This is a genomic window from Actinoplanes missouriensis 431 (assembly GCF_000284295.1).
Lineage (GTDB): Bacteria > Actinomycetota > Actinomycetes > Mycobacteriales > Micromonosporaceae > Actinoplanes > Actinoplanes missouriensis.
In genome coordinates this window covers 8505485-8525666 of record NC_017093.1, presented here as the reverse complement: position 1 = coordinate 8525666, position 20182 = coordinate 8505485, and the positions used below count along the sequence as shown (strand labels likewise).

Below are 20182 nucleotides of genomic sequence, written 5' to 3'. Positions count from 1 at the left end.
CATCAAGTGCGTTCGCAAGGCCGGATGCACGTGCATCCGCATCGCGCAGATGGCGGCGTGCAAGGCGGGGACGTGGTTTCGCAGCGGACGATCTCCGCTTTAGGATGCATGTGGCTGTGCCAGGCAGTCACAAGGCGGCGACGAGGAGTCAGGTGAGCGCGGGTTCGCAGGAGGAGGCGCCGGGCGGTGGCCCCACCGTTCTCCGCATTCTGCTCGGCTCCCAGCTCCGCAAGCTGCGGGAGTCCAAGGGCATCAGCCGCGAGGCGGCGGGCTACGAGATCCGGGCGTCCGGTTCCAAGATCAGCCGGATGGAGCTGGGCCGGGTCAGCTTCAAGGAACGCGACGTCACAGACCTCTTGACCATGTACGGCGTGGTCGACCCCAACGAGCGCGAGGCCCTGATCGGGCTGGCCCGGCAGGCGAACAATCCGGGCTGGTGGCAGCACTTCAGCGACATCCTTCCGGGCTGGTTCCAGGCGTACCTCGGGTTGGAAGCGGCGGCTTCGCTGATCCGTACCTATGAGATCCAATTCGTCCCGGGCCTGTTGCAGACGCCGGAGTACGCGCGTGCCGTGATCATGCTGGGTCACGCCGGCGCCAGCGTCGAGGAGATCGACCGGCGCGTCGAGGTGCGGCGTCATCGGCAGCAGATTCTCACCCGGTCGGGCGGTCCGCAGCTCTGGGCGGTGATCGACGAGGCGGTGCTGCGCCGGCCGATCGGCGGCGTCGATGTGATGCGCCAGCAGATCGAGGCGCTGATCGAGGCGTCGAAGATGCCGAACGTGCGGCTGCAGATCATCCCGTTCCACGCCGGTGGGCACGCCGCGGCCGGTGGTCCGTTCGCGATCCTGCGGTTCCCCGAGCCGGAGCTTCCCGACGTGGTCTACGTGGAGCAGCTGACCAGCGCGATCTACCTGGACAAGCGCGAGGACGTCGATCAGTACGCGATGGCGATGGAGCGGGTCTGCATCGACGCCGAGCCGCCGAACCACACGCCGGAGATCCTCGGCAAGCTGCTGCACGAGGTGGGCCGCCCGGCCTGACGGCCGAGCGCAGGCCAGAAACGGCACGGCCGGGCGCGGGCCGGAAGGCCGAAAAACGGCCCGGCCGGGCGCGGGCCGGAAGGCCGGAAAACGGCACGGTCCGGCCGCACAGCGACCGGACCGTGTGAAAGATCAGCCCCAGTTCAGTTGTGTCGGTGAACCGCGCGTCAGGCGACGAGGTTGTCGAAGTCTCCGTCGCGAACGCCACCGAGGAACGCCTCGATCTCGGCGCGCGTGTAGATCAGCGCAGCGCCCTCCGGGTCCCGGGAGTTGCGCACGGCGACGTCACCGCCGGGCAGGACAGCGCACTCCACGCAGTTGCCACTCGGGTTGCTGCGACGGCTCTTCTGCCAGACAGCGCCCTGCAGTTGGCCGGCTGGCATGCCGTTGACCACGTAGGTCATTCCAAGCTCCCTTGGTCTGCCCCGGACCGCCGATCGACCCGGGGGTGGTGATGTCACGTGCCATTCAGACCGAGAATGCAGATGCACGTGCATCTGGCCTTGCGTAGTCACGTGATTTTGAGCATGATAACGCACGTACTACACCGGATGGTTGTCACTCAGGGTGACATCTTTGGGTGATGGGTCGGTCGCGGAGCGACGTCTGCGGCCTCAGCGCGAGGCTCCCCTGGCGGGGGCGTTCTGAGCGAGAGGTGACGAGTGTGTCGATACCCAACGTCGGCCCCGAACATCCCGATCCGAACGTTCCTGAGGCTTCCGAGCAGTCCCGCCGCGGTAACCCGTCCGTGCTCTTCCGTGACGAGCCGGTGATCGACGAGGTGGTCGCCGCCGAGGCCCGGGCCAGCACTGTCACGCACCGGTTCGGCGGCGTGCGCTACGCGTTGAACCGCCCCGCCGCCGGGGCGCCGGCCGAGGAGGGTGAGTCCGACGCGCGCGAGTGACCTTCTGCGGTGCACCCGGCCGCGCCGCGCCCGGCACCGTCCGGCCCGGAGCGGCTGGGGTGTCTCGGCGCCGCGGATTCGTGACGATCGGTTGCGGCCGAGCGAGCCGGTCTGGCCGGTCTGTGAGTTCGCCGAGGCGGACTACTGCTACGGCATCGGGCCGATTCGTCTGCGCGTGCTGAGCGCCGACCTGTCGACACCGATTCCGCATGACGGTGACACCTGGTTCGGCGTGCGTGGTGTGGTCGTCGATCGGGCCGGTCGTGCCGGCGAGGTCCGGGAGATGTTGATCCGTGCGGGGCGGCTGCCCGTCCCGCCGGCGTGCAAGCGTCCGCGCTTGCGGGTGTTACGCAGTACACCCGTCTGACGCCGGATGGGCGGTCCGGTTCCCCGTGCTGGGCCGCCCATCCGGTCATGGAGCTTTACTGGAAAACCCCCGCCGGGCCGAGCCGGCGGGGGTTTTCACACGTTCGGGGGCGGTGGACAGGCGCCTCAGGGCTTACGGGCGACGCCGGCCCAGTAATACGCCGCCTTGGGGTCGGCGACCTCGCTGTCCGGCCGCCAGCTCGACACCGGGACCAGGCCCGGCTCCAGCATCTCCCAGTCACCGAAGAAACGCTGCACCTCGCTCTCGGTGCGCGCGACGAGCGTCATCCCGGCGCCGGTGGCGGCCGCGACGGCCGCGTTCACCTCGTCCGGGTTGAAGTCGGCGGTGGGGTGGGTGATCGCGATCAGGCTGCCGGACGGCAGGGCGTCGCGCAGCGCAGCCACCTTGGCCCACGGGTCGTCGGCGTCGGCGAGCAGCATCAGGATCGCGATCAGGGTGAGGCCGACCGGCTTGGTGAGGTCGAGGGTGTCCTTCAGCGCCCGGTCCTCGAGGATCGACGACGGGTCGCGCACGTCGGCGGAGATGTACTCACTGCGGCCCTCGGCCGTGCTGATCATCAGCGCGCGGGCGTGGACCAGCACGATCGGGTCGTTGTCCACATAGACCACGCGGGTCGACGGCTCGAAGCTCTGGGCGATCTCGTGCAGGTTCGGCCGGGTCGGGATGCCGGTGCCGACGTCCAGGAATTGGGTGATGCCCTCTTTCGCCACCAGGTCGCGGGCGACGCGGTGCACGAACTTCCGGTTCTCCCCGGCCATGTAGCGCATACCGGGGATGGCTTTCATCATTGCCTCGCCGACGGCACGGTCGACGGCGAAATTGTCCTTGCCGCCGAGCCAGTAGTCGTAGATGCGAGCGGAGTGGGGAACGTTGATGTTGACCCCGGGGGGAGCCACCTCGTTGCTGCCCTTGTCCACGACCGCCTCCTCGCGCCACGACCCCGTCGCCGATCAACTCGGCCCGTTCAGGGTAGCGGCAATGATTGACCGACTTAACCCCCGGAGACCGAATCCGGCTACCGAAAGCGCCGGGATCTTCATGCCACCGAGGCATGCTCCCAGCGGTCGGTGACCGACACGACGCGATCACGTCCGGCGTGCTTGGCAGCGTACAGACGACTGTCCGCTGTGGACAGTAGGGTGGTCTGGGTGGCGGCCGGGACCTCGTCCGAGGTGGCGACGCCGATGCTGACCGTGACGGGCAGTCCGTGGGTGAGCGGTGACCAGTCGTGCCCGCCGATCGATCGGCGGATGCCGTCCACGATCGCGGTGGCCCGCCGCGTGCCGGCGCCGGGCAGCACGATCAGGAACTCCTCACCACCCATCCGGGCGACGAACCCGTCCGGGCAGGCGTCGGCGAGCCCGCCGGCCAGCAGGTCGGCCACCGTGATCAGGACCTGGTCGCCGACGTTGTGCGAGAGCCGGTCGTTGACCTGCTTGAAGTGGTCGAGATCGACGAGCGCGACGGCGAGCGCCGGGTCGTACCGGATCAGCGCGGGCAGCCGCTCGTCGACGTACCGCCGGTTGTGCAGTCCGGTCAGCGGGTCACGGCGGGCCTGCTCGCGGAAACGCTCCGCCTCCTCGCGGGCCTCGGCGGTCTCGAACATCGCCTGCCGGGTCCGGGTCCGTGCCTCCCGCTGCAGGGAGTGCCGACCCTGATACGCCGTGAAGAAGACCTTGTGCGCCGCGAACGCCTCCGCGAACTCGCCCCGGGCGGCGTGCAGCTCGGCCTGCTCCTGATGCACACGCACCAGCAGATCGCCGAGGTCGCGTTCCTGGCACATCGCCCGGGAGGCGTCCAGGGTGGACTGTGCCCGCTCGTACGCCCCGAGGCCGCGCTGTGCCCGGGCGAGCGTCAGAAGGTACATCGCCAGTCCGTCGGCGGCGTCGTAGCAGCCCTCCTCGTGCCGCTCGATGCAGAGCCGCATGGTGGCCTCGGCCTCGGCGAACCGCCCGTTGCCGATCTGGATCCAGCCGACCGTGTCCAGGTACGCCGGCTCCAGCTCCTCACCGCGCTCGCCGGCGAGCCGCAGCAGCCGCTCGGCGACCTCCTCGGCGCGATCCTGGTGACCGGTCTCGAACTCGGTGAACGCATAGTTGTTCAGCAGGCAGAGCAGGGCCGGCGAGTCGGTCTGCACGGCGAGTCGCTCGGCCTGCTGGTAGCGGACCCGGGCGGCGTCCATCGAGCCGGCCGCCCAGAGCGCGTCGGCGAGTTTGGTCCGGTGCCACACCTGCATGTGCGGGGTGGCGTCGTCGTCGAGCAACTCGACCGCGAGCACGGCGTGCTCGAGAGCCTGCTCGGCGTCGCTCAGATGCTGGTGGATGTAGAACCAGACCAGATGGGTACGGGCCAGCAGCACCCGGTCGTCGTGAGCGACCGCCCAGTCGTGCACCTGCCAGATCTGTGCCGACGCGCCGGACACGTCTCCGGACTGCAGCCGCATGTTGGCCTGGCACATCCGGGCTCGGGCGACCAGCGACTCGTCGCCGAGGGCCTGTGCTGCCTTCTCGATGGCGAGCGCGCGCTTCAGCTCGACGTCCGCGTTCCAGGATCGCTGGTCCTCGATTGACACCAGGGCGGCCGACAGGGCCTCGGCGCTGGTCACGAGCTCATCCACCCGGTTCTCCCATCGCCATGCTGAGTTCCCTGCCAGGCGCACCGATCGGCCGGGCCGAGCCGGGGCTGAAGGGAAATCACTTTCCGTTTGTCGAGCGTATCTCTGCGTAAACGGACAAATCGCTATATGTGACGATGCCCGCACCCTGAGTGGGTGCGGGCATCGGGGAAAGCGGGTTACTTGGCGGCGAGCGCCGGCTCCTTCTCCGGGGCGGCGCCGACGTCGACGGTGCTGCGCAGCATCGCGGGCTTCATCGCGACCGCCGCCACCACACCGATCACCGCGACCGCAGCCGAGATCATGAAGATGTGGCCGGTGGCGTCGCCGTACGCGACCCGCACCATGTGCTGGACCGCCTCGGGCAGGCTGCTCAGGTTGAGGGCGCTGATGCCGGAGTTGCTGCTACCGGCCGGCATGCCCGCCGCGGTCATCTGCTCGGTCATCGACTCGGACACCTGGCGGGCCAGGACCGCGCCGAGAACCGAGACGCCGATCGTGCCGCCGAGCGAGCGGAAGAACGCGACTGTCGAGCTGGCCGCGCCGATGTCCTTGAGCGCCACCGTGTTCTGGACCGCGAGCACCAGGTTCTGCATGGACATGCCGACACCGATGCCGACCAGGGCCATCGCGATCCCGACGTACCAGAGGGGGGTGTCGTGGTCGAGCGTCGCCAGGCCGGCGAAGCCGACGACGAGCACGATGGTGCCGGCCACGATGTAGGGCTTGATCTTCCCGGACTTGGTGATCATCCGACCGGCGATCGTCGAGGAGACCAGAATGCCGATCATCATGGGGATCATCAGCAGGCCGGCCTGGGTCGGGCTGTAACCGCGGCCGATCTGGAAGTACTGGCCGAGGAAGACCGAACCGCCGAACATCGCCATGCCGACCGCGAGGCTGCCGAGAATGGCCAGGGCCGTGGTGCGCTGACGGACGATCGGCAGCGGGACCACCGGCTCGGAGACCCGGGACTCGACCCAGACGGCCAGGGCCAGCAGGATTGCGCCGGCGCCCACCATCGCGAGGGTCTCCCAGGAGATCCAGGCGAACGAGTCGTCGACGAACGAGACCCAGACCAGGATCACGCTGACGCCGGCCGCGATCAGGGAGGCGCCCATCCAGTCGATCTTCACGTTCTCACGGCGCATGACCGGCAGGTGCAGGGTCTTCTGCAGGACGATCAGGGCGATCACCGCGAACGGCGCGCCGATGAAGAAGCACCAGCGCCATCCGAGCCAGTCCGAGTCGACGATCAGGCCGCCGAGCAGCGGTCCGCCGACGGTGGCGAGCGCCATCACGCCGCCCAGGTAACCGTTGTACCGGCCGCGCTCCCGCGGCGGGATCATCGCGGCGATCGCGACCTGGACCAGCGCCTGGACGCCGCCCATGCCGATGCCCTGGAACGCGCGGGCGGCGATCAGCTGCTCGGTGTTCTGGGTGAAGCCGGCGATCAGCGAGCCCAGCACGAAGATCACGATGGAGAGCTGGACCAGCAGCTTCTTGCTGAAGAGGTCGGAGAGCTTGCCCCAGATCGGGGTGGTGGCGGTTGCGGTGAGCAGCGTGGCGGTGACAACCCAGGTGTACTGGGTCTGACTGCCGTTGAGGTCGCCGATGATCTTCGGCAGCGCGGTCGAGACGATGGTGGAGCTGGCCATCGCGGCGAAGAGCACGAGCAGCAGGCCGGAGAGGGCCTCCATGATCTCGCGGTGCGTCATCGCGCTGTGGTCGGCCCGGGTTGTGGTTGGGGCGCTCATCGCGCTGCCTCCAGGCTGGGCGTGTGGTTGATCAGGTCTTTGGCGAACCGCTGCAGGGATGCGGCGAATGTCGCGATCTCCTGGGGGCTCCACTCGGAAAGTGCGTCGGCGAGCCGACTGTCGTACTGGGCGTAGACGTCGTCGAGCTCGGCCTGGCCGCGATCGGTGAGGCGAAGCGTGCTGGCGCGTCCGTCGGTGGGGTCGGCGGCCCGGGCGACCAGGCCGTCGCGGACCAGGGCGGCGATCGTGCGGCTGATCGTCGAGGGATCGAGCGCGTGCTCGGTGGCCAGGTCCTTCATGTGGCAGCCGGATGGTTCGTGCCGGCGGATCGCCGCGAGCACGCCGACGGTGCCGACCGGGGCGACGGAGCTCTGCTTCAGCAGGCGAACCGCTTTGAGCAGCTCATGCAGAGCCGCTACCAGGGTGTCGCTGGCCATGTCACCTCCCGTGATGCTTGTTGCATACAACTATTGCGCTGAAGTTGCCGGTTGTGCAAGTTTTCCCATTGGGAACTGAGTCACACGCCGATATGCTCATGCGATGAGCGTGCCGACCACCGAGCCGGGCCTTCGCGAGCGCAAGAAGGCGGCCACTCGCCTAGCCCTCCACGAGGCGGCGCTGAGCCTCGCCCTGGAGCACGGCCCGGACCGGATCACCGTCGAGGCGATCGCCGACGAGGCCGGTGTCTCCCGGCGGACCTTCTCCAACTACTTCGCGAACAAGGAGGAGGCGCTCTTCTACGGCCAGCATCGGCGGATGCGCGAGGTGGTTGAGATGATCCGGGCCCGCCCGCGCGACGAGTCGCCGTGGGCGGCGCTCACGGCTGCGGCCGAGGAGTTCTACAGCGCGCAGGGCGACCTCGATCCGGAGTGGACCGCGCGCACGCGCCTCATGCGCCGGCATCCGTCGCTGGCCGCGGCGCAGATGCAGACCTTCGCTGCGATGGAGCGCGAGGTCGCTGCGGAGGTCGCGGCCCGTCTGGGTCCGGCTGCAGACCCCTCGGGGGTACGGGCGACCCTGATCGCTGCGACGTTCCTCGCGGCACTGCGTGTGGCGCTGACGGCCTGGCTGGCCCACCCGGCCGACTCCACCTACTGGGAGGTGGCGGCCGAGGCGCTCGGCGAGGCCGGCCGCGGTTTCGCCTGACGGATCCGGCCATGCGGAGCTTCCGGACCGACGCATCGGCCGGCCGCCGCAGTCGCGGGCCCGGCCCTAGACGTCCCGGCGCCAGCGGTGGCCGCGGGGATGAGGCCACACGCAACGCCGGCGTCGCGGGGACGAGGTCACACGCAACGCTCGTGCCGCGGGGACGAGGTCACACGCCACGCTCGTGCCGCGGGGACGAGGTCACACGCAACGGCTGTGTGGCGATCCATCAACGCCAGGGCCGGGATGGAAGCACACGAACCGTTTCGGTGCGACCTCATCGCGGTCGCGTGAACGTCGCCGCACCGTGGGCCGCCACCCAACCATTCCATCGGCGGGCACTAATACGTCACCGGGTCGCCAGGCCGCCGAGGAGCAGCGCGAGCTGACGGCGCCAGGCCTGCGGGTCGGCCGAGTGCTGAGCGACCCCGGCGTTCGCCATCATCAGCAGCTCCAGGTCCTGCCGGGTGAAGTCCGGTCGGAGCCGACCGGCCCGCTGCGCCCGGATCAGCACGTCGACGGCCCGCCGCTGGGCGGTGGCGCGCAGCGCGGCGAGCCGCTCGTCGTCGTCGAAAGCCGTCGTGACCAGCAGCTGCGCGAGTCCGCGGTCGGTGGCCTGCAACTCACAGACCCGGGTCAGGTAACCGACGAACGCGGCCCACGGGTCGGGATGCTGCAGGGACTGCTCGGCGAGGCGTACCGCGGCTGTCATGTGGCTTGCGAACACCTCGGCGACCAGGTGCCGCCGGCTGGGGAAGCGGCGGTAGAGGGTGGCGTTGCCGACACCGGCCCGGCGGGCGATCTCGTCGAGCGACGCGTCCAGGCCGTGCTCGGCGAAGACCTCCCGAGCGGCCGCGAGCAGGGCCGCTCGGTTCCTTCGGGCATCCGCGCGCAGCCGGGTGGCCATGGGCATGAGGATACGACGTTCACCGGGAAAGACAGAGATCCGATGTTACGGTCCGGACGATCTTCACTGACGGCGCCGGAGGTTTGCGAGATGCAGCAACAGGTCGATGTCACCACAGCGGACGGCACTGCCGACGCGTACCTGGTCACGCCGGACGGCGGCGGGTCGTTCCGGCCGGTCCTGCTCTTCATGGACGCGTTCGGCCTGCGTCCGCAGATCATGGAGATGGCGAGCCGGATCGCGGAGCGCGGATACGCGGTTCTTGCGCCCAACCTCTTCTACCGCAGCAGGCGCAGCCCACTCGTCGAACTGGACGAACTGGTCGACGAGCAGAAGCGCGGCGCCGCATTCGGCCGGCTGATGCCGATGATGCGGGAGCTCACCGCCGAGCGGGTGATCGCCGACGCTCGGGCGTACCTGGACTTCCTCGCCGCGCGCCCGGACGTCGCGGCCGGGCCGGGCGGCATCGTCGGATACTGCATGGGCGGCCGGAACGCGCTGATCGCCGCCAGTGCGCTGCCGGACCGGTTCGCCGCGCTCGCCAGTTTCCACGCCGGACGGGTCGTCACCGAGACGCCGGACAGCCCGCACCGGGCCGTGGGCGCGCTCACCGCAGAGGTCTATTTCGGACATGCGGACAACGACGGCTCGATGACGCCGGAGCATGTCGCGGCGCTGGAGGCGGCTCTGACCGAGGCCGGCGTGAAGCACACCTCCGAGCTGTACGAGGGCGCGCCGCACGGCTTCACGATGGCGGACACCGCGATGCACGACGCGGCGGCCGAACAGCGGCACTGGCAGGCACTCTTCACCCTGCTCGACCGGGCCTTGCCTGCTTGAACCTTGCCTGCTTGAGCCCTGCCTGCCTGAGCGCTGCCTACCTACCTGCCTGCCTGCTTGAGCCCTGCCTGCCTGCTTGAGCGCCGCCCGCCTCCTAGACGGCGGCCTCAGGTGAGGCAGAACTCGTTGCCCTCCGGGTCGGTCATCACGAACCAGGCGAACGGACCCTGCTGACCGGCCCGGACGAACGTGGCGCCGCGCCCGACGAGCTTGTCGCGCACCGCTTCCCGGTCCTCGTCACCGACGCGCACGTCCACGTGCATCCGGTTCTTCACCGTTTTCGGCTCGGGGACCGCTTGGAAGAGGATCCGGCTGCGGCCGGCACCGTCCGGGTGCACGATCGCGCCACCGATGCGCCACACCAGCTTGCCGTTGTGCCGCTTGGTGTCCTCCTCGCGGGCGTAACCCTTGGCGACGGTGTCCGCGATGAACGCCTCGTTCTGCGGCTCCACCTGCCAGTCCAGGGTCTCCGCCCACCAGTCCGCGAGCGCGTGCGGGTCACTGCTGTCGACCACGATCTGCAAGTCGTAAGGCATGACCCGCACGCTACCGACGATTCAGGACAGTTAACGGCCTAATTGACCACCATCCTGGTGCCCGACCGCGCCGGGCACCAGGGGCCGGATCAGGAAAGCAGGGTTCCCGATCCCCACAGGACCTGGTGGTCCGAGCAGAACTCCCCGTCCTTGCAGATCGGTTGCAGCACGCCGGCCTCGTAACAGCCGACCAGTTCCTCGTTGCCGACCGAGACGAAGATCATGTCGATCTTCTGGGCGGTGTCGCACGCCCCGGGAGGGTTGACGTTGGACGTGCTCCGGCCGAAGCCGGGGCAGACCGAGTACTGGTCGTCCATCTCCACGTGCCGGCCCACGTTTCCGGAGTTGTACGGGGTATCGATAGTCGGTGAGTACCAGCCGTCGAGTCGGCCCGCCCCAGGCGTGACGTTGAAGTCACCAGCCGTCACCACGGTTTCGCCGGCGTTCAAGAAGTCGTCGACGATCCGGCGCGCATGGTCGATCTGTCCGGCGTTGAACTCCGGATGCGCCGCCGAGTCAGGCGTGATGTGCGTGACGCAGTACCGCAGCTTCCGGCCTGTGACCGGCGCGCACAACAGCTTGCGATCCACGAGAGGTTCTGCGGAGTTCTGTGGTTCCAGCTGGTACCCGGTTGCGGTGCCGAGGGCAGCCTTGCTGAACAGGGCCATCCCGAACGGCTTGCCACCGCAGATCCCGGTGTCCATGTTGATCTCGAAGCGGGCGAAGTTTTTGGTGTCGGGCCAGCCCGCGTCGGCGAGCTTGCCCAGCACCGCCTGATACTGGTCCCAGCAGATCTCGTTGAGGCCGGCGAAATCAGCGTCCTTCGAGGTGATCGCTGAGGCGATCTTGTCGACCAGCCCGTCGGTCGTCGAATTGCGGTGCTGCACCCAGCCGCTGACATTCCAATGCAATGCCGTGAAAGGGCGCAACTCGGCGGCCGAAGCCGGAGCGGGCGGCACCGCCAGGCCGGCAAGAACCGCCAGCGCCGCGGCGAGAATGGCGCGAACACGTAAACGCAAAGAAACACCCCCCGGAGGTCTGGTCCTTAGTCGAAGGGTAATGGGGGATCAACTAATTGTCGTAAAGGCCGGGGAAGAAGCGGTCGACGGCCGTCACGTCGTACACCTGCCTGATCTCGTTGATCGAACCGTCCTCCACCGCGAGGAACTCCACCAGCCGGGCGGTGCCGAACGGCGCGGACAGGTCGTAGACGATGGCCGAGCCGTCGACGGCATCGGTCCGCGAGATCACCTCAACCCGGTCGGCGAAGGCGGCGATCCGGCTCATGACCTGCAGTAATTCCTCGTCATCCACCGGCGCGTCGAGGTTCCACTCGGCTTCCACGTCGGCGGTGAGAAGCTTGCGTGCGGCGGGCAGGTCACCGGAGGTCCACGACCGCACCCAGAAATCCACGGCGTTCATCAGGCGTGCGCTCCCGACGGAAGGACGGGCACCGAGACGGGCATCGCATCGGGAACGGGTGCGAGACCCAGGAGCGCGGCCGCGGCCTGCGCGGTTCGCCGAGCAGCAAGCCCATCACCGTACGGGGTATTGCCCGCGGCCATGGCATCCCGGCGGAACCGGCTGGTCAGCAGCGCGGACGCCGCCGTGACGATCGCCTCGGTGTCCGCGCCGATCGCCCTCGCGCAGTCCGCGGTGAGCGACGCCGCCGGCTCCCCGCCGTCCCGCGGCATCAGCGTCGGAACCCCGAACGCGGTGGCCTCCTCCGCGACGCCGTCCGAGTCGGCGACCACCAGATACGCCTCGCAGAGCAGCCGGGACAGGTCCGGATAGGACAGCGGGCCGGTGACTATGACCCGAGAGTCGCCGGGCAGCGCGTCCACCTGGCCGGAGTGGACCGCCAGCACCACGTCGACGTCCGGGTGACGCTCGGCCAGCTCCCGTGCCGCAGCCGCCATCCGCGGCTCACCTCCGGCCTCGCTGCCGTACCCGGTGATCAGCACCAGGCGGTTCGTGCTGCCGGTGCGGGCCGCCGCGACGGCCGGGTTCTGGAACGGCGTCCGGCGGGTGGTCACGGCGAGCGTCGCGTCCAGGACGGTGGTGCCGGTGACCAGCACGTCGGTGTGCGCGATCCTCTCGTCCAGCAGATTCATCGCGGCCAGTGGCGTGGGCGCCAGGTGCAGCGAGGCGACCTGGGCGAGCAGTCGGCGGTCAGGCTCCTGAGCGGATGGCGAACTGAGGTCGTCGGAGCGCACGCCGGCTTCCAGGTGGACGACCGGGATGCGGCGCCAGAACGCGGCGAGAGCGGCGGCCAGGCTCACCGTGGTGTCGCCCTGGACGATCACGGCAGCGGGGGTACGCACGGACCAGAGCTCGTCGAGTTCCCGGAGCAGCGGGTCGTCGCCGTTGTCGGTGCGGGTTCCCTCGACGGTGTCGTTGCCGGTTCCCTCGACGGTGATGTCGGGCTCGAGGCCGAACGCGGCGAGCGTGCGGGTGACCGTGCCGGTGTGCTTGCCCGCGGCGATCATGACCGGCTGGAGCAGGCCGGCCTCCCGCATGGCGAGGGTGACCGGGGCCAGCCGGATCGCCTCGGAGCGGGTGCCGCCGATCAGATGAACTTCGCGCTGCATGGCGGGCCTTCCCCGGTCCTGGTCACGGTTCGCGATGCCCGTGGAGCGGGGTGGGAGGCGCTCTCGGACGTAATAGGACATTAAGTAGCTACGGAGCGTGACTCAAGGGCCGCGAGCGGAACGGCGGCGGAAGCCGTCCGAAAGGTCCATCCCAGACATCCCAGGTGGCGCCGGACGGTCGAAAGCGGGCGCGATTCATCCGCTTTGGTGGGAAAAGAGTTAACTCCGAAGGGCAATCGCGTGATTGCTCAGCGTGATGCGTCAGTCGTGCGGGGCGTCGAGGAGGGTGGGGTCGTCGCGGAGGAGGGCGGCCAGGCGGCGGGCCGCCTGCTCGGTCTCCTCGGGGCGTTCCACCTGCAGCGGGATCGGTTTCGCGAGCGGCGGCGGGAAGCCGGGCTGCGCGGCATGCTCCGGCTGGGCCGGCTCGTGCTGTGCGGAGTGCGACGGCGCGGGCTGTGGCTGCGCGAACTGTGGCTGCGCGGGCTGGGGCTGCGCGGGCTGGGGCTGCGCGGGCTGGGGCTGCGCGGGCTGGGGTGCGGCGAAAGCGGGCGCCGGCTGCGGGGGGATGAAGGCGGGCTGCGGCGAGCTCTGTGCCGGCTCGGGAGCGGCCTGGGTGGGCGCGTAACTGGACTCCGGCTGGAACGGGGGCGCCGAGTGGGGTGGTTCTCCGTAACCGTGCGCGGACCCGTACTGGAAAGGGGTTTGTGGTGGCACGGGGGGTGGGGGCGTCGCCGCGAAGGGGTGCGGGACGGGCTCCGGGTACTGCTCCACGAAAGGGGTCGCCGGGGACACGAACGGGCGCTCGGCCGTGGGGGGTTCTTCGTAATCGAAATCGGTCGGGCCGAAGCGGTCCTGATCGTCGCGGCTGGCCCGGGGAGCCTCATAGGGCTGCGGCTCCTCATAGGGCTGCGGCGCCTCGTAAGCCAGGGGCGCTTCGTAGGCCGGGGGCGGTTCGTAAGCCTGAGGCGCCTCATAGGCGGGCGTCGCCTCGTAAACCGGCTCGGCGTCCACATCGATCTCGAAGTCGGCGTGTTTCGGCGCGGCCTCGGCGGCCCGGGTGGCGACCGTGTTGTCCGCGCTCACCTGCACGACACCGTCGGCGAAACCGAAGTGGAGAAGCACCGGATCGCCGGCGCCCTCGACGCCGACCGTGACGCCCAGCTCCGGGTGGCGGGATATCACCGCGGCGATCGCCTCGACCAGCTCGGTCACCGCCGGCGGAGTGCCGGGGGTCTCACCGCTGGCGCGGCGCCTCAGCTCGTCACGCCGGGCGAGCTTGTCGAGCGCGTCGTCCAGTCCGCCTCGCACGGTCACCGTCCTCATCCCTCACGCGGTCGCCCGGTACCCCAACTGTGCCCCTGCGGGGGCCGGTTTGGGAACTGTCCCCGGGCGACCAGCGCACACCCTACGACGTCTTCATCCGGATCGCCTTATCGAGGGCCTGGTCCAGGACGACGAGCAGCGCGTCCCGCACCGACGCCCGGAAACGGGCGTCGAACGAGATGACCGGCACGTCCTCGCGGACCGCCAGCGCCCAGCGCACCTCGTCGACGCTGTAGCCCATCTGCCCGTTGAAGGTGTTGATGCCGACGACGAACGGAAGCCCAGCGCGCTCGAAGTAGTCGACAGCCGGATAACAGTCGTCTATTCGGTTCGTATCTACCACAACCAGGGCGCCCAGGGCACCTCGGACCAGGTCGTCCCACATGAAGGCGAAACGGGTCTGGCCCGGGGTGCCGAAGATGTAGAGCTTGAGCGTCTGGTCGATGGTCAGAACGCCGAAGTCCATCGCGACGGTCGTGCCCGTCTTCATCGTCGCCTGACCGGGGTCGTCGATACCAACGGACTCCGAGGTCATCTCGGCCTCGGTGGTCAGCGGCGAGATCTCTGAGATGGCGCCTACCGTCGTGGTCTTACCGACACCGAAGCCGCCGGCCACGATGATCTTTACCGGGACCGGCGCCTTCTTGGGCGCGGGTGCGCCGGGTATGCGCGCGGTACCGACGACGCGGTTAGCTGATGGATCGAAGTCCACGGATCACTCGCATGATGGTCTCGGGGTCAGGTGTGTCGTTTTCCAGGACATGGACGTCCAGTTGGCCGGTGGCCCGCAGGTCACCGACGAGGATTCGGGTCACGCCCAGGTGCAGGCGCAGCCGAGCGGAGATCTCAGCGACCGAGATCGGGCTGTCTTCGCAGAGAGCCACGATCGCCCTGGTTTCCGGGGATAGCCGCGACGGTGGCGCGCCGGGCACCAACGTCACCTGAGTTTCCATACCGATGTCGGGGTCTCCTCCATCGGTCCGCCCGGACGTGATGACGAACGGGCGCAGAGCATTGGTCGACGTCTCGACCGGCGGGTGCTCCCCGGTGGGGGTGTAGCCGCCGGTCGAGTGCTGCGGACCGGATTGCAGGAAAGGCCGGATCCCGGGCCGCGCCGGTGGAACTGCGTCGTCGGGGTCCGGGTAGGTCATTGCTGGACGGCGTTCTTGAGCTCGGCGATGAGGCGGGGGCTGAGCGCGCCACCCGCGCGGGTGGCGAAGAGCGTCATCTCGTACGCGAGGGTGCCCAGGTTCGCGCTGCGGTCGGCGATCACGCCGAGCACCGAGCCGGCGCTGATCGCGGTGACAAGCAGGTACCCGTCGGCCATGTCGATGATGACCCGGTTCAAGGCGCCCAGCCGGTACCAGCTCGCGGCGCCGCCGGCGAGGCTGGTCAGGCCGGACACCACGGCCGCGAGGCGCTCGGCGTTCGGCCGGTCCTTGATCGCGGACATGGCCATCAGCAGGCCGTCCGAGGAGACCGCGATGGCCTCGATCACACCCGCTGTACCGGAGGTGAAGGAGTCCAGCAGCCAGTTGAAGGTCTTGGCTTCAGCGCTGAGCTGGCTTTGTGCGGCAGCATAAGGGGAAGTCATCGCGGTTGTCCCTCGTGTTGTGGCTGGCTTTCATTCAGCGCGAGTGCGACGCCGTACTCGAACTGATCCATCAGAGCCCGCGCGGCGTCCGGGTCCAACTGGGCCGGGGCCGGGGGCGGGGTCGGACGGTGCGGCTCGTCACTCGGCAAGGTGGCGCCGGGTACACGACGAGTCAGGGGCATGCTGCCGGGCGTGGTCGGCGGCGCCGGCGGTGCGGGCTCCGCCACCGGAACGTTCCACGCCGGGCTGCTGGCGGCCGGGGCCGGGGTGTTCCATTCCGGCTGACCGGCCTGCGGGGCAGGAGTGTTCCACTCGGCCTGCGGAGCCGGGGTGTTCCACTCGGCCTGCGGAGCCGGGGTGTTCCACTCGGCCTGCGGAGCCGGGGTGTTCCACTCGGCCTGCGGAGCCGGGGTGTTCCACTCGGCCTGGGGGGCCGGAGCGTTCCACTCGGTCTGCGGAACCGGGTTGTTCCACTGAGCCTGCGGAGCAGGGGTGTTCCACTCCGGCTGGTTGATCTGCGGCGCCGGCATCGAGACGCTCGTGTCGCCGGCGTCGAACTCGGCCCGGCTGACGCCCGCCTCGAACGCGTCGAAGGCGGCACGAGCGGCGAGGGCGTCGTCCTGAGAGGGCGCGGCAGCGTGCTGCTGCGGGCCGGTCTCGACCGGGAGCTGGCTGCCGGGAACCCGGCGGCGCAGCGGCGCGGAGTTGCCGTTACGGCCGGACGGCGCGGACGGCGCGATCGGCTCCGGGTTGGCCGGGATGTGGCCAGCCGGAGTGTGCCCCGCCGGAGCGTGCCCGAAGTTGTCCGCGGTGCGCTGCTGCGGAAGCTGGGGGGCCTCCGGCGGAATGGCAGAAGCCATCGGGGCCTCCACGGCGGGAGCGGGGGAGCTCCACGCCGGTTGTGCTTCGTTGCGGCTGAACGAGGTCTCGCCGTGGCCGGCCTCGTTCCAGCTCGCCTGGACCGGGGATTCGGTGTTCCAGGAGGTGCCGGCGGTCGGCGCGGACGGCAGTTCCGGCAGCGCGGCCGGGCCCCGGCCGGCGACCGGGATGCCCATGTCGTACGACGGGACCGGCTCCGAGTAGATCGGGGCGGACGGCTCCTGGTACGCGACACCGGGCGAGTAGATCGGCTCGGCGTCGTAGACCGGCGCGTTGTCGTCGACGGCCGGGGAGACCGGCTGCGGCGCGAACGCGTTCCACGAGTGGCCGGTCTCGAGCGTCTGCGTGGCCCGGGTCAGGACGTTCGGGTCGAACGGCTGGGCGCTGCCCGGCACCTGCCGGACACCGGCGCTGGCGATCGCGACCTCGGTCGTGTTGCCGCGCAGCGCGCCGGACCAGGCAGCGGCCGCGGGGACGGCCGGAACCTCGGGCGCCTGGATCTGCGGCGGCGCGGCCGGCGCGGGGAACGCCGCAGCCGGCGCCGCGCTCAGGTTCTCCACCCGGGAGATCAGGTGCGACGGGTTGAGGTCGACCCAGGCGGTCAGACCGCCGTCCGGGGTGTCGGTCAGCGTGACCTCGATGCCGTGCCGGCGGGCCAGGCGGCCGACCACGAAGAGGCCGAGAACCTCGGTGGGCGCCAGGTCGAGACGCTCACGGCGGGTCAGTCGCGCGTTCTCCTCGGCCAGACGCTCGGGCGCGAGGCCCAGGCCGTGGTCGATGATCGCGAGACGGGCGCCGCCCCGCAGCTCCTCGGCGGAGACGGTGACGGTGGTGTGCGGCGGGGAGAACGAGGTGGAGTTCTCCAGCAGCTCGGCGAGGAGCAGCGTCAGGTCGGCCAGGACGGCCGGCGCCACGACGATGTCCTCCGGGACGTCGACCTCGACACGGGTGTAGTCCTCGATCTCACCGAGGGCGAGACGGACCACGTCCTGCAGCGGCAGGGGTGCCATGTGCTCGTTCGCGCCGGCGCCACCGGAGAGCACGACCAGCGCGGACGCGTTCCGGCGCAGACGGCTGGACATGTGGTCCAGGCGGTAGAGGTCGCGCAGGCGGTCGCTGTCGGTCTCCTTGCGCTCCAGGGAGTCGATCAGGGAGAGCTGACGGCCGACCAGGTTCTGGGTACGCCGGCCGACGTGGCCGAACATCTGCGCGGTGTTGCGGCGGCCGACCACCTGGCGTTCCACCAGCCGGGCCGCGGTGGTCTGCACCCGGTCGAACGCGCGGGCCAGGTCACCGATCTCGTCCCGGGCCTCCACGTCGACCGCGTCGAGCCGGATCGGGCGGACCTGGGCCTCACCCTCGTCGTCAGCCACGCGCTCCAGCTCGGACTCGGCCGCGCGGGCGATCCGGTCGGCGGAGACGGTCAGGCGGCGCAGCGGCCGGGCGACCGCGCGGGCCATGAAGATGCTCAGCGTGATAACCAGGATGAGTAGCAGGAACGAGCCACCACCGATGAGGACCGCCTGCCGGATGGCGCTTTCCCGGTTGTCGGTGGTGATGATGTCCACGTCCTTGGCCACGCGCTTCTCGACGAAGCTACCGAGGACGGTGACCGACTGCAGCGAGGGGAACAGCGTCTTGACGTCGAGGTCCCGGAGGGCCTGCGTCGGGTTCGTGGTGAGCGCCGTCTGGAACTCGTCGCCCACACGGGACCGGAACGCGTCCTGGGTGTTGATGTACAGCTTGTACTGCGCGTCGGTGAAGTAGACCTTCGAGGTCGTGATGATCGACTCGATCTGGCTGAACGTCGAGCTGAACGCGCTCAGCAGCAGGCTCGCGGCCTGCGGATCTTTGCCGAAGACCACCGCGGCGGCCAGGTAGCAGGACGCCTGACCGATCAGGTCGTCGGAGCGCATGGCGCGCTCGAGCGCGTAGACCTGCCGGCCGACGCCGGTGGTGAGGTCGGCGTTGGACGTCAGCCCGAGGCCGTCGATCAGCGGGGTGATGACCTCGTTGTAGTCCTCCACGACCGCGGCCACGCTGGTGACCGCGTTGTTGAGGACGTTCTGCCGGGTCACGTTCAGTTTCGCGGCGCTCGCGATGGTGCGGCGCAGGTCCTGCGGCAGGTTCTCGGCGTCGGCCAGCTTGGCCAGCGACTCGACGGCCTCGCTGCTCTGCACCACGAAGGTCGGGCGATCGACCACGCCGAGGAGGTAGCCGACCGCGAGCAGCCGGTCCTCCTGGATCTCGATCAGCGTGGAGCTGACCTCGGTGGCCAGCAGGACGGTGTCGGACGTGTTCTGGGCGATGCGTGCCGCATCGACTCGCTCGTAGATGACCGGGATGCTGAGGCCGACGACCCCGAGCAGCGGAACGAGCACCAGCAGGGCAAGTTTGCCCAGGATGCGGAACCTACCGAAGAGCACCGGAACGCTCCCGCCGCGTAGCGTTGTCGCCGTAGTTGGGGATCTCGCCGTAGTTGGGCGCCTGGTCGTACGGGTTCGGGCCGCTGTACGGGTTCGCACCGGCGTCGCCCTGGACGGAGACGTCGCGGCTCGGCCCGTCGTTGATCGAGTCGGTGACCTGGCGGGCCCGGGCCCGGGTCCAGAAGGTGGCGACGACGATCAGCGCGACGGCGACGGCGAGCAGACCCCAGGCCTCGGCCCGGCGGTAGTTCAGCGCGTCGATGCGGTCGTCGATCAGCGTCTTCATCTCCTTGAGCACGACACCGGAGAGCGCGTTGAGCGCGGTCTGCAGGGTGCTCTGGGCGGTCACCATGGCGGAGACGTTCGGCGAGCCACCGAAGTTGGCGCCACGGTTGGCGTCCTCGATGCCACGCTTGAACGAGTTCAGGTTGGAGACCAGGTTGCCGGCGAGCGTCGCGCTCTCGGTGTCCTCCACCGCGGCCTGCAGGTTGTCGGTGAGCTCGTCACCGGCGTTCTGGACGGAGAGGACCTCGTAGCCGAACTTGACGTTCAGCGCGGCCTTCTGCTTCGCCTTCGCGGCGGCGACCAGGTTCGCGGTGTCGCCCATCCGGCTCACGGCGGTGACCGCCTCCGGCATGTCGACGGCCGCGGCCTGCTGGAGGAACCAGATGTCGCTCTCCTCGTCGCGGTTCAGCGTCGAGTTCTCCCGGACCGCGCTGTAGAGGGCGAGCGTCAGGTCGGAGACCTCGACGTGGGCCTCGTAGATCGTCGCCGCGTCACCCTTGACGTTCGGCAGGCGGCCGATCTTGTCCTTCAGGCCGGCCCAGCGCTCCGAGGTGTCCAGCGCCTCGCCGAGACGCGCGTCGGCGTCCTGCACGCGGGCCACCGCGGCGGTCAGCGATGCGGGCTCCGCGGTGACGCCCTGCAGCGCCGACGACTGGGACTCCGCCAGCGCGCTGACCAGCGGCGAGAGCGCCGTCAGGTACTCGACGCCCTGATTTTCCAGCGTCAACCGATCCCGCTGCTCCGTGTTGTCGTCCAGAACCCGCAGGAACAGGGCTGCGGCAGGCAGCAGGACGAGAACCGTCAGCACCACCGCAAGGGCGGAGCGTAAACGGGCTCGCCGGCTGTTCACCGAGACTGACATTGCTTTAGTCCTCCGCCATGCACACGCGATGGGCCATCAAGTGACTACGGATAGTAGCCATGCGGGCGCACCGATCTGGGTCAATCT

General features: G+C 69.6%; 21 protein-coding genes. 5 read left to right on the top strand and 16 right to left on the bottom strand.

The window, feature by feature from the left end:
- Positions 1-152: 152 nt before the first annotated feature.
- Positions 153-1043: a helix-turn-helix domain-containing protein gene (locus tag AMIS_RS38950; RefSeq protein WP_014447992.1), complete on the top strand. Its 891-nt coding sequence runs from the start codon at positions 153-155 to the stop codon at positions 1041-1043.
- Positions 1044-1210: 167 nt separating this feature from the next.
- Here AMIS_RS38950 and AMIS_RS38945 read toward each other — a convergent pair whose 3' ends face one another.
- Positions 1211-1447, bottom strand: coding sequence for a DUF397 domain-containing protein (locus AMIS_RS38945; protein WP_014447991.1), 237 nt, complete (start codon positions 1445-1447; stop codon positions 1211-1213).
- Positions 1448-1707: 260 nt separating this feature from the next.
- Between AMIS_RS38945 and AMIS_RS38940 the strand changes: the two genes are divergently transcribed.
- Both AMIS_RS38940 and AMIS_RS38935 read left to right on the top strand, forming a co-directional pair.
- Positions 1708-1947 carry a hypothetical protein gene (locus AMIS_RS38940; protein WP_041830345.1) on the top strand — a complete coding sequence of 80 codons (240 nt, stop codon included), beginning with the start codon at positions 1708-1710 and terminating at the stop codon, positions 1945-1947.
- Positions 1925-2314, top strand: a complete 390-nt coding sequence (locus tag AMIS_RS38935; RefSeq protein ID WP_231859178.1) for a hypothetical protein — start codon at positions 1925-1927, stop codon at positions 2312-2314. The genes AMIS_RS38940 and AMIS_RS38935 overlap by 23 nt, the downstream gene beginning before the upstream one ends.
- Before the next feature lie 125 nt (positions 2315-2439).
- On the opposite strand, the gene AMIS_RS38930 is transcribed toward AMIS_RS38935, so the two are convergent.
- The 4 genes from AMIS_RS38930 to AMIS_RS38915 form a co-directional block, all read right to left on the bottom strand.
- The gene (locus AMIS_RS38930; RefSeq protein WP_014447988.1) at positions 2440-3252 is read right to left on the bottom strand and encodes an SAM-dependent methyltransferase; all 813 of its coding nucleotides are present in this window, start codon (positions 3250-3252) and stop codon (positions 2440-2442) included.
- Positions 3253-3371: 119 nt separating this feature from the next.
- Complete coding sequence (locus AMIS_RS38925; protein WP_051042311.1) at positions 3372-4952, bottom strand: GGDEF domain-containing protein; 1581 nt, start codon at positions 4950-4952, stop codon at positions 3372-3374.
- Between the two features lie 176 nt (positions 4953-5128).
- Complete coding sequence (locus tag AMIS_RS38920; RefSeq protein WP_014447986.1) at positions 5129-6706, bottom strand: MDR family MFS transporter; 1578 nt, start codon at positions 6704-6706, stop codon at positions 5129-5131.
- Positions 6703-7143: a MarR family winged helix-turn-helix transcriptional regulator gene (locus AMIS_RS38915; protein WP_014447985.1), complete on the bottom strand. Its 441-nt coding sequence runs from the start codon at positions 7141-7143 to the stop codon at positions 6703-6705. Before AMIS_RS38915 ends, AMIS_RS38920 begins: the two co-directional genes overlap by 4 nt.
- Positions 7144-7246: 103 nt before the next feature.
- Here AMIS_RS38915 and AMIS_RS38910 point away from each other — a divergent pair, with 103 nt between their 5' ends.
- Positions 7247-7852 carry a TetR/AcrR family transcriptional regulator gene (locus AMIS_RS38910; RefSeq protein WP_014447984.1) on the top strand — a complete coding sequence of 202 codons (606 nt, stop codon included), beginning with the start codon at positions 7247-7249 and terminating at the stop codon, positions 7850-7852.
- Positions 7853-8201: 349 nt separating this feature from the next.
- On the opposite strand, the gene AMIS_RS38905 is transcribed toward AMIS_RS38910, so the two are convergent.
- Positions 8202-8759, bottom strand: a complete 558-nt coding sequence (locus tag AMIS_RS38905) for a TetR/AcrR family transcriptional regulator (protein WP_051042310.1) — start codon at positions 8757-8759, stop codon at positions 8202-8204.
- A 90-nt stretch (positions 8760-8849) separates the two neighbouring features.
- On the opposite strand from AMIS_RS38905, the gene AMIS_RS38900 reads away from it, so the two are divergent.
- Positions 8850-9599, top strand: a complete 750-nt coding sequence (locus AMIS_RS38900) for a dienelactone hydrolase family protein (RefSeq protein WP_014447982.1) — start codon at positions 8850-8852, stop codon at positions 9597-9599.
- 107 nt (positions 9600-9706) lie between these two features.
- Here AMIS_RS38900 and AMIS_RS38895 read toward each other — a convergent pair whose 3' ends face one another.
- The 10 genes from AMIS_RS38895 to AMIS_RS38850 form a co-directional block, all read right to left on the bottom strand.
- On the bottom strand, positions 9707-10135 hold the full coding sequence (locus AMIS_RS38895; RefSeq protein ID WP_014447981.1) for a VOC family protein: 429 nt from the start codon (positions 10133-10135) through the stop codon (positions 9707-9709).
- A gap of 89 nt (positions 10136-10224) precedes the next feature.
- A complete protein-coding gene (locus tag AMIS_RS38890; RefSeq protein ID WP_014447980.1) occupies positions 10225-11094 on the bottom strand; it encodes an endonuclease/exonuclease/phosphatase family protein in 870 nt (289 codons plus the stop codon).
- A 112-nt stretch (positions 11095-11206) separates the two neighbouring features.
- Entirely contained in the window at positions 11207-11557 is a 351-nt protein-coding gene (locus AMIS_RS38885; RefSeq protein WP_014447979.1) for a hypothetical protein, read from the bottom strand.
- Complete coding sequence (gene wecB / locus AMIS_RS38880; protein WP_041830343.1) at positions 11557-12726, bottom strand: non-hydrolyzing UDP-N-acetylglucosamine 2-epimerase; 1170 nt, start codon at positions 12724-12726, stop codon at positions 11557-11559. The genes AMIS_RS38885 and wecB overlap by 1 nt, the downstream gene beginning before the upstream one ends.
- 261 nt (positions 12727-12987) lie before the next feature.
- Positions 12988-14040, bottom strand: coding sequence for a hypothetical protein (locus AMIS_RS43560; RefSeq protein ID WP_041830342.1), 1053 nt, complete (start codon positions 14038-14040; stop codon positions 12988-12990).
- A gap of 91 nt (positions 14041-14131) precedes the next feature.
- On the bottom strand, positions 14132-14761 hold the full coding sequence (locus AMIS_RS38870) for a GTP-binding protein (protein ID WP_014447976.1): 630 nt from the start codon (positions 14759-14761) through the stop codon (positions 14132-14134).
- Positions 14739-15200, bottom strand: a complete 462-nt coding sequence (locus AMIS_RS38865) for a DUF742 domain-containing protein (protein ID WP_014447975.1) — start codon at positions 15198-15200, stop codon at positions 14739-14741. Before AMIS_RS38865 ends, AMIS_RS38870 begins: the two co-directional genes overlap by 23 nt.
- Positions 15197-15643, bottom strand: coding sequence for a roadblock/LC7 domain-containing protein (locus AMIS_RS38860; RefSeq protein ID WP_014447974.1), 447 nt, complete (start codon positions 15641-15643; stop codon positions 15197-15199). Before AMIS_RS38860 ends, AMIS_RS38865 begins: the two co-directional genes overlap by 4 nt.
- The gene (locus tag AMIS_RS44805) at positions 15640-18948 is read right to left on the bottom strand and encodes a HAMP domain-containing sensor histidine kinase (protein ID WP_014447973.1); all 3309 of its coding nucleotides are present in this window, start codon (positions 18946-18948) and stop codon (positions 15640-15642) included. The genes AMIS_RS38860 and AMIS_RS44805 overlap by 4 nt, the downstream gene beginning before the upstream one ends.
- A complete protein-coding gene (locus AMIS_RS38850) occupies positions 18935-20041 on the bottom strand; it encodes a hypothetical protein (RefSeq protein WP_231859177.1) in 1107 nt (368 codons plus the stop codon). The genes AMIS_RS44805 and AMIS_RS38850 overlap by 14 nt, the downstream gene beginning before the upstream one ends.
- Between the last annotated feature and the right edge of the window lie 141 nt (positions 20042-20182).

Excerpts from the sequence above, each read along its gene's own strand:
- AMIS_RS38945 (WP_014447991.1), bottom strand. The coding sequence starts at position 1,447 with ATGACCTACGTGGTCAACGGCATGCCAGCCGGCCAACTGCAGGGCGCT.
- AMIS_RS38920 (WP_014447986.1), bottom strand. The coding sequence starts at position 6,706 with ATGAGCGCCCCAACCACAACCCGGGCCGACCACAGCGCGATGACGCAC.
- AMIS_RS38915 (WP_014447985.1), bottom strand. The coding sequence starts at position 7,143 with ATGGCCAGCGACACCCTGGTAGCGGCTCTGCATGAGCTGCTCAAAGCG.
- AMIS_RS38910 (WP_014447984.1), top strand. The coding sequence starts at position 7,247 with ATGAGCGTGCCGACCACCGAGCCGGGCCTTCGCGAGCGCAAGAAGGCG.
- AMIS_RS38905 (WP_051042310.1), bottom strand. The coding sequence starts at position 8,759 with ATGGCCACCCGGCTGCGCGCGGATGCCCGAAGGAACCGAGCGGCCCTG.
- AMIS_RS38900 (WP_014447982.1), top strand. The coding sequence starts at position 8,850 with ATGCAGCAACAGGTCGATGTCACCACAGCGGACGGCACTGCCGACGCG.
- AMIS_RS38895 (WP_014447981.1), bottom strand. The coding sequence starts at position 10,135 with ATGCCTTACGACTTGCAGATCGTGGTCGACAGCAGTGACCCGCACGCG.
- AMIS_RS38885 (WP_014447979.1), bottom strand. The coding sequence starts at position 11,557 with ATGAACGCCGTGGATTTCTGGGTGCGGTCGTGGACCTCCGGTGACCTG.
- wecB (WP_041830343.1), bottom strand. The coding sequence starts at position 12,726 with ATGCAGCGCGAAGTTCATCTGATCGGCGGCACCCGCTCCGAGGCGATC.
- AMIS_RS38865 (WP_014447975.1), bottom strand. The coding sequence starts at position 15,200 with ATGACCTACCCGGACCCCGACGACGCAGTTCCACCGGCGCGGCCCGGG.
- AMIS_RS38860 (WP_014447974.1), bottom strand. The coding sequence starts at position 15,643 with ATGACTTCCCCTTATGCTGCCGCACAAAGCCAGCTCAGCGCTGAAGCC.